The organism is Neptunomonas sp. CHC150 (assembly GCF_030397555.1).
Classification (GTDB): Bacteria; Pseudomonadota; Gammaproteobacteria; order Pseudomonadales; family Balneatricaceae; genus Neptunomonas; species Neptunomonas phycophila.
Genome location: NZ_JAPNXU010000011.1, coordinates 62,414 through 76,505, shown reverse-complemented (window position 1 = coordinate 76,505; position 14,092 = coordinate 62,414). Strand labels below are relative to the sequence as shown.

The following is a 14,092-nucleotide window of genomic DNA, read 5'->3' as shown; positions in this document are numbered from 1 at the left end:
TTTTTTATTTGTTTAGAAAATCATTCAATTCCATAAAAAACCCCACAAGCTTTACGTCTACTGGCCGATAGCTCGCTTAACATTGTTCAACTAACCTTAGATACGAAAAAACTTTATTAAATAAGGCGTTTTCAGCATTCGTTTCTATACTGAAGGTAAGCCATAAAGTTTAGGGTTGGTTCATCATTTTAGCGGAGAGTTTTTCATCCTATGCTGTTTAGCCGACATATCAGGAAGAGTGCTGGTTTATTTCTATTCTTTGCAAGCCAAAGCAGTTTAGCTGCTGATAGCCTCAGCCTTGAGCAACTCAAAAGTATGGACATTGAAGAGTTATCTTCAATTGAAGTAGGTATCGCCTCCAAAATACCCACAAAAGTAGAAGAAACCCCGGCAGCGGTATATGTACTAACGTCAGAAGATATCCGACGCTCTGGCCACAGCAGCGTAGCGGAAGCATTGCGAATGGTTCCGGGTTTAAATGTCGGATCTGTTTCAGGAAACTCATGGGCTATTAATTCGCGCGGTTTCCAAGAAACATTTTCGAATAAATTCTTAGTCCTTCTAGATGGTCGTAGCTTATATAACCAGACATTTGGTGGTGTTTACTGGGATATGAACGATATCCGTACAGAGGATATTGAACGTATTGAAGTCATTCGCGGTCCAGGTTCTGCCGTGTGGGGAGCTAACGCGATGAACGGAGTAATTAATATCATTACCCGTTCAAGTTTCAACGCTCAAGGAGGGGAAGTCAGTACAACCCTTGGTAATCAACGGAATGAATTGAGTTTACGTTATGGTGGTGAATTAAACACTGATACCACTTACCGAGTTAGTGGTAAGGTGCAGTCCACCGAGCAAAATAGCCCGACTCAAACCTCTGGACTTGGCTTTAGAGAGAAATTGGCTGAGGACGAATCCTCGCAAGGCCGGCTAAACTTTAGAACCGATACCGATTTCGGTAAGGGCTCTTCTCTTATGTTAGAAGCTGGCGTTTTTAGAGGAAAGTCAGAGCAGCGGATGTTCGTTGCTGAAGAAAACCAAATAACCGACCCTGCCCTGTATCAGCAATATAGAGGGCTAGAGCTTTACAATATTCTAGGGCTCTTTCAACAAGGTTTAATAAATACTAACGAGTTCACCTCATTATTATTAGATGAAAATGGGGATTCGTCTCTAGGTTGGGATTGCTTAACAAGCCACTGCACCTATGATATCCGCGATGAGCAAACCTATGAAGGTGCACATCTACTGGGTAAATGGCGGCAAGTTTCGGGGAAAGAGTGGTATAGCATTCAAGCCTATGTAGATTATGTAGAAAGGTCGGAGTATCAGATTAAGCAAAGGGCTTTGTCACTTGATATCGATTTAGAGCATGGTTGGAATTCGGATTTGGGTGATTTTGCGATAGGAGCCGGATTTCGTTCAACCGATGATTCAATTAAAACTAATCGCTCGTTTACACCAGTACTACAGTTAAACCCATCTAATAGTCGAAATAATATAGTTAACCTGTTTATACAAAATTCGTATCAATTAACTGATGATATTCGGATTTTATCGGGTTTAGGTTATGAATATTCAAGCCAAACAGGTGTGCAATGGCAACCGACCATAAGAGGGTTATGGAGTGTTACTCCTGACACACAATTGTGGAGTGCTATGTCTTTCTCTTCGCGTACCGCTTCGCGAATTGAAACGGGCGCAATTGCTAACTCTGCTTATAGGGTCGAAACAAATGGTGATCATGCAGAAGAGCAGCTCAGCTCATTAGAGTTAGGGCTGCGACACAGTTTTACCAATAACCTGTCTATCGACCTATCGGCTTATAAGTACTGGTATCGAAACCTTACCTCGTTAGTAATCTTACGGGCGTTTGATCCTATTGCGAGCACCCCTGGTGAGCTAACGTTTGGTAATGATGCAGCGGTGGATGCCTATGGAGCAGAGTTGGCAGTCGACTGGCAAGTGGTTCCTAGTTGGAAGCTACAGGCGTCTTATAGCTGGATTTCTCAGAACGAAAAGCGCTTGGCTTCTAATATTGAATCAATCATCTCGACCAAGAAGTCGGCCGAACAACAGTGGAGCCTCCGCTCCTACTGGGATGTCACCGAGGATGTTGAGCTTGATGTTAGTCTTTACTATGTATCAGACATTGGCGAATCAGGGTCGCAAATATTACTCGGTAACGAACACTCAATCGATAGCTACTTGCGCACGGACATAAGGCTAGGTTGGCAACTGTCACCTCAAGCAGAAATTAGCTTAATTGGACAAAACCTTTTTGATAGCACACATGAGGAGTTTTTTTCATCGCCCATCAATGTCGGAGGTGTTTCTGAAAACACCGATGTGAAGCGCAGTGTTTCTGCTAAATTCACATTGCGGTTTTAGGGGTGGAGATGAAAATGATGTCTACACTCAAAACCTTAAAAATTGGGCGCCACCTTCCTCAAAGACGTGCTTTGCCGCGATTGACGTTAATCTTGTTGGCGATGCTATTTATGTACCATTCAACGGCACGCGCAGAGGAAGTTTCTAACCCGTTGGATGATATCAAGTCTGTTTATATCTTTAACTTTTTATCATTTATCGATTGGCCTGAGCCTCAAGATGATCACTACCAGTTATGCATTGTTGCTCAGCGCTCTATGTATGAGCGTATCGCGGCTGTTGTAAGTGGTGAGCAAATCGAGGGGCGACCCATAAGCATGCGCATGTTAGAGAGTGATATACGCGGGTGCCATCTTGTCTATTGGCAAGCCGGCATGCCAATAAGTGATGCAGAGCTTGCGCAACTGAAGGCGAGTAATGCGCTATTGGTGAGTGACAAGAACAACTTTATTTCCAACGGCGTGGGCATGGTTGCTTTTGAGACTCGGGGCCGTAAGGTGCGAGTAGCTATGAATTTAACGGCGATGGAAAATGCAGGCTTTAAAGTGAGTTCTAAGTTGCTGCGCGTAGTGCGGATTGAACGTTAATCGGTCTAGCAAACGTTTTAGTAAGCCTAAGCCCCATCATTTGATAGGGCTTAGGTGATTTAGACGCTTTTACTGTTGAGTTTCGTTTTCAGTAAAGACGCCTTCAAATAAAGCGGTAGATAAATAACGTTCACCTGAGTCAGGTAATATAACAACGATTTTCTTACCAGCGTTCTCAGGTAAAGCCGCTACCCTTAGTGCTGCTGCTGTGGCCGCACCACATGATATCCCTGCTAAGATACCTTCTTCTTTCATTAAACGTTGTGCAGTGGCGATAGCGTCTTCGTTACTGACTTGTTCAACTTGATCCACTAAAGATAAATCTAAATTGCCAGGCACAAAGCCGGCACCAATACCTTGGATTTTATGCGGAGACGGTTTTACTTCTTCGCCGTTGATAGTTTGGCTGATGACAGGTGAACTTGTAGGCTCGACAGCTACACTTTTGATAGCCTTACCTTTAGTGTTTTTAATATAGCGCGAAACACCCGTTATCGTACCGCCTGTACCGACACCGGCCACCAAAATATCAATTTCACCTTCCGTATCTTCCCAGATTTCTGGTCCGGTTGTTTTTTCGTGGATGGCCGGGTTGGCTGGGTTCTGAAATTGTTGGAGCATAATGACATTGTCTGGATCGGCATCGACAATTGACTGCGCTTGCTCAATAGCACCTTTCATGCCTTTTTCAGGCGGTGTCAGTACAATTTCAGCCCCTAATGCCTTCATTAGTTTGCGACGCTCGATACTCATTGAAGAAGGCATCGTGAGTATGAGTTTGTAGCCTCGTGATGCAGCGACAAAGGCTAAGGCGATGCCCGTGTTCCCACTTGTTGGTTCAACAAGTGTAACACCGGGTTTTAGTTTTCCCGACTTCTCTGCTTCCCATACCATGCTGGCGCCTATGCGGCATTTGATTGAACCGGCTGGGTTACGAGATTCTATTTTGGCGTAAATTTCTGCGTCTGGAGCAAGACGAGCCAAGCGAACAAGTGGGGTATTGCCAATACTAAGGGAATTGTCTGAAAAAGCCTTCATAGTGCCTCCTATAACGAAAATGTACTTTAATTTGTAGTGTACCTGCCGATAAGTTTGTTTTCACAGATTCCTTTGCTATATCTATATTATCTAATGAATAAAGCGTATGCCCTTAATTAGGTAAAGAGTCTAGGGACAGTGTAAGACCCAACCATAGTCGCTTTGCTGGCTTAAACTTTGAGAATTGAAATTGGTGATATTTGAAAAAGTTACTGTACGACCTACCTGTTCGCCACAAGTTATCTGCTATCGTAATGGCAACTGCATTAGCGGTTGTTATGCTGTCTTACTCTATATTTATTGTGAATTTTTGGCTGACCAGTCGAGATCAACTGGTTGAGTCGCTTCATACGCTTACGAAAGCCGTTAGCGCGAACGTATCAGCGGCGGTGATTTTTGATGATAGCTTAACGGCAACAGAAATCCTTAACACACTCAATGCCAACCCTAATGTTGAGTATGCCGTGCTGCAAAATGTAGAAGGCGCCTTCTTTGCGGGATACGGTGATTTACTCTCACCTCAAGATAAAACTCAATTCGAAAACTTTATGTCTGTTCAGAGCACCGATTGGAGCTACGACTTTATTGATAATTACTTAATCATTGAGCAGCCAGTCATGGTTGAGAAACGCTTGATAGGTATGCTCGGGGTTGCGGTGAGTTTAGAGAACTACCAAGAGAGTATTCGGCGCTGGGTGTTATACGGTGTAGGTATTTTATTCCTCGTCTTATTAGTCGGCTATTTTATCTCGTTAAGGCTGCAGCGCTTTATTATTAAGCCGCTTGATAAAATGGTAAACACGATGAGCGAGGTAGCTAAGTCTAGCGATTACAGCAGCCGTGTGCGTTACCGTTCAAAAGACGAGCTTGGTCAGCTCGTTGAAGGCTTTAACAACATGTTGGCTCAAATTCAAAACCGGGACGCCGAGCTAAAACACGCTAGGGATGTTGCCGAGCAGGCCAACCACGCAAAGTCACGCTTTTTAGCGACAATGAGTCATGAAATTCGTACACCTATGAACGGGGTGCTCGGCATGGCTGAGCTGATAATGAGCACACCGCTGAATGAAGAGCAGTTACGTTACGCCCAAACGATTCATAGCTCAGGCGCATCGTTATTAAGTATTATTAACGACATATTAGATTACTCTAAATTTGAAGCCGGGCAGCTTAAGCTGGAATCGATTCGTTTAGATATGTATGAGCAGATAGATCATGTGCTCGAGCTGCTTGGCGAGTCTGCACACAATAAGCAGATTAAGCTTCACACCGAATACGACCCTAAGTTTAGTGGGCACTTAAAAGGAGACTCTACTCGTATCCGCCAAGTGCTCATTAATTTGGTGGGTAATGCGATTAAGTTTACTCAGGACGGCTCTATAGTCATCAAAGTACGTAGCTTCTTCTCAGACGATTCACCGTTTATTCGAATTGATGTCATTGACAGTGGGCCGGGTATTTCTCCTGAAGCTCAAGAGCGTATTTTTGAGTCTTTTTCGCAAGCCGACTCATCCATTACCCGTAAATATGGAGGCACCGGCCTAGGTTTGGCGATCTGTAAACAGTTAGTGGAGAGCATGTCAGGGCGTATTGGTGTGCAGAGCGTTCCCGGGGATGGCGCTACTTTTTGGTTTGAGCTACCGGTAGAACAGTCGGATATTCAGCAAGGGCATGATGGCGCGACTTTACTCGGCGGTTATCGAATGCTGGTTGTGTCATTGGACAGTACCTTTGCGCAACAGCTGAAAGAGCAACTTCACTGTTGGGATGTGTATGTCGATATAGCGGCTTCAGTTCATATGGCAGAGCAGAAGCTTCAAATGGCTTCCGAACGGGGTAAATCATTCGATGTGATGATCATCGATCGGGAAGGTATAGCACGAGAAAGTATCTCTTTAATGCAATCGGTGAAACGGCGAGCGAACCTCAGCGAACCTGCCTATTTATTGGTGAGTACTCCCGAGCAGAGTTATAGCTGTTTACCCACCAATGCAAAGGTGATTTTCAAACATTCAGACTCAGTGCGCCCCTCTGTTTTATTGGATACCTTGTCAGGAATGTTAGCTCCTGACTCTCTTTCTTTTGGGGGCACTCAGCCCACAGGTGATGCTAATAACCTTGATGAAACTGACCATGAACACTTAAATGGCCGTGTTCTTTTGGTCGAAGATAACTTGGTCAACCAACAAGTTGCTTCAGGCTTATTGCGTTCTATCGGTTATGAATTTGTGATTGCGAACAATGGTAGAGAAGCCGTTGAAAAGTGGAGGAATGATCGCTTTGATATCATTTTAATGGATATCGAAATGCCTATTTTAGACGGGATTTCTGCTACAGCTGAAATTCGCGAAGCTGAAATAGCCGGGCAGCAGGCTTACACGCCAATTGTTGCTGTTACCGCAAACGCAATGGACGGTGATAGAGAACTGTACTTAAGCAATGGAATGGATGATTACTTAAGCAAGCCATTTAGCCGAGCGGGTATACATAAGACGCTGACTCGCTGGTTGAGTGATGGAAGTTCTGCATTCAGTGATCTTGAGCAAGAAAGTGATCAATACAGCAGCGAGCCAACACAAATTATTGACTATGCTCATTTAGAGCACTTAAAGCAGCTTTATGATGAAGATGGGCAGCCATTGATTCGGGGTTTGATAGATATTTATATTAAAAATGCGGATGAGATTTTGGCCAATCTCAAGCAGGCTGCAAAGCAGCAAGACTTTGAAGAAATACGCCGTTTGGCTCACAGCTTGAAATCGAGTAGCGGCAATTTAGGTTTAAGTGAAGTAACGCAATTATCGCGATCTATCGAATTAAGGTGCCAACGAGGAAATGTCGATGCAGCTGACGATGAGATCGTATTGCTTGCTAACGCGTGTCGGCAGGCTAACGAAGAGCTTGTGGGGTTAGTCAGCCTGCCAGAGTGGATGTAAGGAGCTTTAATTGGAAGTCTATAAAAAAGCGCAAACAGTGCTATTGGCAGATGATGACCCTACTTTGCGTATGGTAGCTGCGGCTCATCTTCGCAAAGAAGGTTATGAGGTAGTTACAGCCGAAAACGGCCATCGCCTATTAGAGCTTCTTGTTGAGTACGAGGCTGATCTCATTGTATTAGACGTTGATATGCCTACCATGAATGGCTTTGAGGCATGTAAGCGTATTCGTGAATTCGAGTCTTGTAAAAACTTACCTATTTTGATGATGACGGGACTTGAAGGCAATAGCTCTATAGAAGAGGCATATAGAGTAGGGGCAACGGATTTTATTGCCAAGCCTGTGAACTGGACATTACTCAAACAGCGTTTGAAGTTTATGCTGCGCGCAACCACTGCTATTAAAGAGCTGTCTGATAGTGAGGCTCGATTGGCCAAGGCGCAAGACATTGCTAAGTTGGGGTATTGGCACTGGGATTTAAAGCGGAAGGTGCTAACGCTGTCGCAACAGCTGCAAGAAATAATTAAATCCCCGAGTACCCAGATTGATTCAGTCGATCGTATTTTGGATGCCGTCGTTTCTAAAGATCGAGAGCACTTGCGTCAAGTTATCTCTTTAGCCCAGACGTTACCCACCAGTTTTCCTACCGACTTTTTCATGCACATATTGGTCTGTCAGCAAGGAAAGCGCACTATGCACGTGCAATCGAGCTTGGAGTGTGACCTGCAAGGGGAGGCGATTGCTATTCATGGAACTGTGCAAGATGTGACCGAGCGCGTTAACGCAGAAGAGCGAATTAGTTTTTTATCCCACTTTGATCGGAAAACGCATCTTCAAAACAGAGAATCGTTTGCACGCTCTTTAGACGGCATGATCCGCTTATATCAAGGTTTAGGGGGCGTGGTAACACTGGTGTTGCTGGATATTAACCGGTTTGGGCGAATAAACGATATCTTTGGTCATACCGCCGGTGATCATGTCTTAATTGAAGTTGCTAGTCGTTTAAAACACTGCTTGGGAACGTTCTCGAAAAGCGATAAATATGTCGGTACGGAAATTTGCCGCTGGGGCAGTGATATTTATGGTGTGGCTGTTCATGCTAAGCGTTCATCAGATCAGTCAGGCGAAATACCCGTAGCCTTGTTAGCGACCCTCGTAGAACCAATATCGGCTAATGGTCATGAAGTGTCGCTAACGGGATGTATTGGCTATGCCCATGTATCTGATCGGGTTGCAGATACAGATACTCTTGTCCGGAATGCTGAAACGGCGTTACGCCACGCTAAGCGTCAAGGACGAAACTCGGCACATTGCTATCATTCGGGAATGAGCCAGGCGTCAGAACGTCGGGTTTTACTAGAAGGAGACCTTCAAAAGGCGTTGGAAGAAAATCAGCTGTATTTACACTATCAGCCGAGAATCCATGCGGCTAAAAACATTATTGTAGGGGCTGAGGCTTTACTGCGTTGGCAGCATCCGACGCTAGGGCTCGTTTCTCCGGTTGAGTTTATTCCTTTACTCGAAGAAATGGGGTTGATTCATAATATTGGTGCTTGGGTATTTAGGGAGGCGTGTAAACAGTTAAAAATATGGCAAGACATGGGGCATCACGAATTTGTTATGTCTGTCAATTTGAGTGCTGTACAGTTTCGCGATGTTCGTCTAGCGCAAGAAGTGCGGGACGTTATACAAAATGCAGGTATCCACCCAAGCACATTAGAAGTTGAACTAACAGAAACCTCCATCATGGAAGACGTCTCCCAAACGCAAGCCACGCTCATGGTTTTAAAAGAGATGGGGTTACGTATCGCTGTTGATGATTTTGGAACAGGCTACTCATCGTTAAGTTACTTACGCAGCTTCCCACTTGATACGCTGAAAGTTGATCGCGCCTTTATTCGAGATTTAACCACGAATGATGAAGATAAATCATTAGCGACAGCCATTATAGCAATGGCACAGTCGCTAAATTTAAGAGTAGTGGCCGAGGGAATTGAGCTGCAAGAGCAAGCGTCTTTTTTGTTGGAAAAGTCGTGTGATGAGTTTCAAGGCTTTCTTTTTTCTAAGCCAATTAGCGCTGAGGCATTTACCGAATTACTGACCAGCTGGCCTAACAAGCCAAATCATACTGCACTGCCTAGTCGCGCCTAATGTAGTTTGGTGGTGTAATGTTTGATATATTAGATTTATCTTAATTATCCATTGGGCAAAGTTATGCGTCTGGTCCTAAAGCTCATAGCTCCGGCTATTTTTTACTTGGGTTACTTTCTCTTTAGATCTCCTTTTGCTCGTCGTTCTAAAGCTGTTCATAACTTTACCATGAAGGTTTTTCGTGTAGCGGCTGATAATGGAAGTACTCGGGCTCTCTCCCTATACGGACACCTGTTGTTTTATAAAGGGGATGGTCAGCAAAACCGAATACAAGGTGGGATATATTTAGAGCGTGCAGCCGCTGCAGGAGACAGTAAGGCTCAGTATCAAATGGGACGGGTTTATGAATCTGGGTTTGAGAATTATTTCATGCCTTCACCCACTAAGGCCTTGGCTTTTTATAGGCTAGCTGCAGAGCAAGGCCATGGTTTAGCTATATCAAGGCTGGCTGCGATCTATCAGCACGGAGAGTTATCGCAGCCAGTAGATACTGCCCAATACCTTTACTGGCAAGGGCAGAAAGCATAATCTTTGCGTGAGCTTGTCTATTGCTTCTTTTCCGTACGCAATCGAATACGCATATTGAGCGTAGTTTCGGCATTGCCGGGTACGGTTACTCGCCATACAGCATTCCCGCCGGTTTTTTCAGTTGGGTCTATGGTGCTGCTCACTATGGACCAAGGTTGGTAAAAGTCGGTACTGATTTCGAAAACGCGGCTTTCTTTCGCATTGTTGCGTAGTAAAAGCTCATGCGCGACTACGGTTCCATCGAAGGCTTCTTGAATGTCGGTTTGTTTGCGCACAATTGATTGGTCAAAGGCTTGTCCCATCGGTAGTTCGACTCGATCGCCAATAGCCGTTTGTTGTAAGTGAGCGGCACCTACGTATTGGAGCTGTCCGTCATTATCCGGTATGAAAAAACGCGCATTTCCCGCTGGCAATGGTTTGCCGATTCCGTGATGTTGGTTGTTGTAAAACCGAATAACTGAGTTGGGCTTGAGTGTTGTTGTTTGTTGCTCTGGGTTGGCTCCAATTCTAAAGCGATAAGTTAAAACGGGCTCTACGCTAACATCCTCTTGGGATATAAAAGGAACTTGCGTACGTTGTTGATCCAGTAGGTTTACAGGTGACTCTAATGTGTAGAGTTGGTAATCGCTTAACGATTGCTGTTCAGATACGGCTGAAGCCATCGGTGCGTCCATGGTTGCTCGCATCATGGCCTCTTTGGCATACATGCGCCCATTGCCCTGTACTTGATTTACGTTACCCGCAAGTAATTTGATACGCGCGTTTTTAAAATCGGTACCTGTCATATTTTGTAACGATGCCATCCCTTGTAATTGCATGGCGTCTCTGGCGGTGTTAAGTGTCATCACATAATCCATTTGCCAGCTCAGGCCCGCCGTTAAGTAGCTAATGTCGGCTTCGCCAGCTTTAGGTGCACCTGCAGTAGTGAATTGAAGACTGGGTTTGAGCACAAGGTTATCAGGCATATCAGGGAATATAATGCGCCATTCATCTCCCCGTGTAATAGTCTCAATGCGCCCGTTATGTTCTATCATTAAGGTATTACCTTGCGCGCTTAATAAACGAACGGTTTGCTGTAACTCTTGTCCGTCTGCGCCGCGCCTGGCTAAAATAATATTATTACCAATAGCGTTATCTAATAAAGTGGTTAAATTCAGTACGGCTTGGTTGAGCGTTTGCTCTTTGATGCGGCCCACCTTGTTTAAACGTAGTGTCTCTGTTTGCATTTGCTGGCTGATGTCTTCGAGGTAGACCGGCTGATTAGCGGGTAAAGCAGGGCGGGAGCGAGTCTCTTGAACCAGCCCTAGGTTGTCGGTGTATAAAGTGACATCGAGTTGCGTTTGTTGGTCAGCGCGCAGGTGAGTAGCTGCTTGTGTAAATACCGGTAAGCACGACAGAAACAGTGCTCCGCTAAATGAGGTGAAACGCATAAAAGTCATCCTTTCTTAACAGTGTAAAGGCGCCGTGGCCTAATCAATCCTAATGTAAACCTACAAATCTAGTGCGACACGAAACCCCCATGCATTGCGTGACGTGTCTGCTGGATGGCGGTAACGGCTAGCAGATCGAACAACGCGGTCAATATCAAACCATGAGCCACCGCGCATACTCCGGTAGGCGCAGCGAGGTTCACTGTAGGCTGAACCATCTTTTGGGTAGTTTTGATAATTTTCTAGGTAGCAATCTTGCACCCATTCATCTACGTTGCCATTCATGTCCAGTAACCCCCATGGATTTGCTGGTAAAGAGCCAACGGGTGCAGGTTGTTGGGCATCCCATTGCGTCCCACATCCATCACAGACTGCGCGATTGGGGTAAAGTTCATCGCCCCACCAATAGGCTGTATTAGTTCCCGCGCGGGCTGCGTACTCCCATTCTGCTTCGCTGGGGAGCCGATAATTTTGCCCTGTTTCCTTAGAAAGCCAGGCTGCATAGGCTGTTGCGTCAAGCCATGAGACATTAACCACCGGCTGATTGTCGCGGCCCCAGCCATTATCATCCGGCATAGTACGGTTGGTGGCTGTGGCGAAACGGTCATACTCAGCAAAGGTGACTTCGTGTCTAGCTAGAGCGAAAGGTTTGTCTATAACCACTTCAATGACGGGGCGTTCATTGTCATCACCCAGACCATGTTGGTCTCCCATAAAGAACCGTCCGGCCGGTAAGCTAACCATTTCTGGCCCGTAAACGCCTGTGCTTAATTGGTCTTGGAAGTGCGCAAAGTTGGCATCAGCTTCTGCAGCATCACGGGCTTTAGGGGGCTGGGCAGTATCAAGCGCTGTAGGCTTCTCCTGAAGTTGGTTTAACTGCTGTTGTAAGTTTTCGTTAACTAATGCATTGGCTTGTGCACTTTCTTTCAAAGCAAACGCTTGCTCCTTCCACGCATTGATTTGCTGATTAAGTTGTTGCTGTTGCAGAAAAAACCAAAGGCTTAACGATAATCCAAGGAGAAGACCCGCTGTAAACAAACCGGCTCCTTTTATCCAGTGAAAGCGAAAACTAGGCAAGACGCTTCTGGACTTTTTGGGCGTATTATCATTGGTTTGTTTAGAGGTCGCTTTTGTATTAACCAAGGGTGGTTCGTTTGGTTCGGGATCATCACTGGCTGCTTCCGGCTGTTCCGGTTTGTCAGCTTCGGCAAAAATAGCGGAAATCAATTCTGCGGATGACTCAGGGCGTTGTACGCTATCGTTGTCTAACCCTGTTAGTAGGGCGTCCCATTGAGGGGGCTCAAGGCCTTGCGGTGCCTTCCAAGAAGCGGAAAGTCGTGAATCAGGCCCTTGTGCTTGGGTAAATGGGCTTTTTCCGCTCAAGACCGTATACGCAATCGTCGCTACAGCATAGGTGTCACTGTTGATTGGTAATAGATTAGGGTGGAAGTTTTCTTCAGACTGGTAGGCGATGTAGTCGCCAGTTAACGCGGAATTAGACGCCTCAAGCAGCACTTTGTTGGAAAGCGGCCATACCTTAACTCCGCCTTGGCGATTGATAAAAATTTGATCGGGCGCTAATGACCCATACGGTAGACGAGTTTTTTCGTGATAATGATCGATGCTAGCAGCGACTTGCATCAATAATCCGCGTTGTTGACTGGGTTTAAGTTTTTTGATGTGTTTCTTTTCGATCATCCCTTGAAGGGTAAGCCCATCAACAGGCTCGGTGGCTAACAGTAGCAGCCCGGCACGGTGTACAAAAAAGCCAAGGGTTTTTAGTAAATGAGGATGGGTTAACTTACGTGCAATAATGACTTGTTTTTTTAAGGCTTCTTGAAAGCCTTTGTCGGCCATTAATTCTGGGCTAATTACCACCACCGCAACGGGAGCATTAGCATGAGAAAGGTCTGTGGCAGACCAAAGCTGTCCTAATAAGTGCTTCCCTAGCAGGGTGTCTAGCTTAAAACGGCGATGCTCAGGGCCTAAAATTTGATCTTTGCTAAGTGATTGATACAGCGTGTTTGGTTGTGATGGCATTACCCGAACCTATCCATTGAAACTAGTCATATACAATATCACTAATAATAGACAAGATCGGGCAATACTCTACTTGAGATCTTTACCCACTCTTTAATAAATACAGCGAGTTAGTCTGTTTGTAGTGGTGCGAAGCTTTTTACAAGCTCATCCACTGCTTTCATTTGGGCTAGGTATGGCTCAAGTTTGTCGAGTGGCAGTGCACATGGACCGTCGCATTTTGCTTCGGCAGGGTTTGGGTGGGCCTCTAAGAATAACCCTGCTATCCCTTGCGAAATACCTGCACGGGCCAATTGGGCGGCCATGGCTCGGCGACCACCCGCTGAATCTGAACGTCCACCGGGTAATTGAAGTGCGTGTGTAGCATCAAAGACAATAGGGTAGCCAAACTCTTTCATTACGCTAAAGCCAAGCATATCTACCACTAGATTATTGTAGCCAAAGCTTGTACCGCGTTCGCAGAGGATTAGATTGCTGTTACCGGCTTCTTCGCACTTATGGAGGATATGCTTCATCTCGTGGGGAGCTAAGAATTGAGCCTTTTTAATATTAATAACCGCTTTTGTTTTCGCCATAGCGTCAACAAGGTCTGTTTGGCGCGACAAAAAAGCAGGAAGTTGGATGATATCGCATATTTCAGCAGCTGGCGCCGCTTGGAAGGGCTCATGGACGTCGGTAATTAAAGGCACGTTAAACGTATTTTTGATTTCTTCCAGTATTCGCAAGCCTTCGTCTAAGCCTGGTCCACGATAAGACGTTAGAGATGAGCGATTAGCTTTGTCGAAAGAGGCTTTAAAAACGTAAGGAATATTCAGTTTAGTGGTGACTTCTACGTAAGTTTCAGCAATTTTCATAGCTAAATCACGCGACTCTAAAACGTTCATGCCACCTAGCAGCACCATGGGTTTGTCGTTAGAGACTTCTAACGCGCCTACCTGAATTGTTTTCTGTTCCATCATTTAAATCTCTGTCGGTTACGCTTAACGA

The 14,092-nt window shown here is 45.4% G+C and carries 9 protein-coding genes; 5 read left to right on the top strand and 4 right to left on the bottom strand.

Annotated features, from left to right (window positions below):
• Nucleotides 1-210: 210 nt before the first annotated feature.
• Nucleotides 211-2,394, top strand: a complete 2,184-nt coding sequence (locus OW491_RS14335) for a TonB-dependent receptor (RefSeq protein WP_290036606.1) — start codon at nt 211-213, stop codon at nt 2,392-2,394.
• Nucleotides 2,395-2,408: 14 nt separating this feature from the next.
• Nucleotides 2,409-2,981, top strand: coding sequence for a YfiR family protein (locus tag OW491_RS14330; RefSeq protein WP_290036605.1), 573 nt, complete (start codon nt 2,409-2,411; stop codon nt 2,979-2,981).
• Between the two features lie 69 nt (nt 2,982-3,050).
• On the opposite strand, the gene cysK is transcribed toward OW491_RS14330, so the two are convergent.
• Nucleotides 3,051-4,019 (bottom strand): cysteine synthase A, encoded by a 969-nt coding sequence (gene cysK, locus OW491_RS14325; protein ID WP_075178795.1) that lies wholly within the window; start codon nt 4,017-4,019, stop codon nt 3,051-3,053.
• Nucleotides 4,020-4,219: 200 nt separating this feature from the next.
• Here cysK and OW491_RS14320 point away from each other — a divergent pair, with 200 nt between their 5' ends.
• The 3 genes from OW491_RS14320 (at nt 4,220) to OW491_RS14310 (ending at nt 9,635) form a co-directional block, all read left to right on the top strand.
• Nucleotides 4,220-6,955 carry an ATP-binding protein gene (locus OW491_RS14320; protein ID WP_290036604.1) on the top strand — a complete coding sequence of 912 codons (2,736 nt, stop codon included), beginning with the start codon at nt 4,220-4,222 and terminating at the stop codon, nt 6,953-6,955.
• Nucleotides 6,956-6,965: 10 nt separating this feature from the next.
• A complete protein-coding gene (locus tag OW491_RS14315; RefSeq protein ID WP_290036602.1) occupies nt 6,966-9,107 on the top strand; it encodes an EAL domain-containing protein in 2,142 nt (713 codons plus the stop codon).
• Between the two features lie 63 nt (nt 9,108-9,170).
• On the top strand, nt 9,171-9,635 hold the full coding sequence (locus tag OW491_RS14310; protein ID WP_215150009.1) for an SEL1-like repeat protein: 465 nt from the start codon (nt 9,171-9,173) through the stop codon (nt 9,633-9,635).
• Between the two features lie 17 nt (nt 9,636-9,652).
• Here the strand turns inward: OW491_RS14310 and OW491_RS14305 are convergent, their stop codons facing one another.
• From OW491_RS14305 to kdsA, 3 genes are all read right to left on the bottom strand, one after another.
• On the bottom strand, nt 9,653-11,065 hold the full coding sequence (locus tag OW491_RS14305) for a hypothetical protein (RefSeq protein ID WP_290036601.1): 1,413 nt from the start codon (nt 11,063-11,065) through the stop codon (nt 9,653-9,655).
• Between the two features lie 60 nt (nt 11,066-11,125).
• Entirely contained in the window at nt 11,126-13,105 is a 1,980-nt protein-coding gene (locus OW491_RS14300; RefSeq protein ID WP_290036600.1) for an SUMF1/EgtB/PvdO family nonheme iron enzyme, read from the bottom strand.
• A gap of 110 nt (nt 13,106-13,215) precedes the next feature.
• Nucleotides 13,216-14,061 (bottom strand): 3-deoxy-8-phosphooctulonate synthase, encoded by an 846-nt coding sequence (gene kdsA, locus OW491_RS14295; protein ID WP_075173419.1) that lies wholly within the window; start codon nt 14,059-14,061, stop codon nt 13,216-13,218.
• Nucleotides 14,062-14,092 lie beyond the last annotated feature (31 nt).

Bases quoted from the DNA above. Each gene is read 5' to 3' on its own strand.
- OW491_RS14335 (WP_290036606.1), top strand. From the start codon at position 211: ATGCTGTTTAGCCGACATATCAGGAAGAGTGCTGGTTTATTTCTATTC.
- OW491_RS14330 (WP_290036605.1), top strand. From the start codon at position 2,409: ATGATGTCTACACTCAAAACCTTAAAAATTGGGCGCCACCTTCCTCAA.
- cysK (WP_075178795.1), bottom strand. From the start codon at position 4,019: ATGAAGGCTTTTTCAGACAATTCCCTTAGTATTGGCAATACCCCACTT.
- OW491_RS14310 (WP_215150009.1), top strand. From the start codon at position 9,171: ATGCGTCTGGTCCTAAAGCTCATAGCTCCGGCTATTTTTTACTTGGGT.
- OW491_RS14305 (WP_290036601.1), bottom strand. From the start codon at position 11,065: ATGCGTTTCACCTCATTTAGCGGAGCACTGTTTCTGTCGTGCTTACCG.
- OW491_RS14300 (WP_290036600.1), bottom strand. From the start codon at position 13,105: ATGCCATCACAACCAAACACGCTGTATCAATCACTTAGCAAAGATCAA.
- kdsA (WP_075173419.1), bottom strand. From the start codon at position 14,061: ATGGAACAGAAAACAATTCAGGTAGGCGCGTTAGAAGTCTCTAACGAC.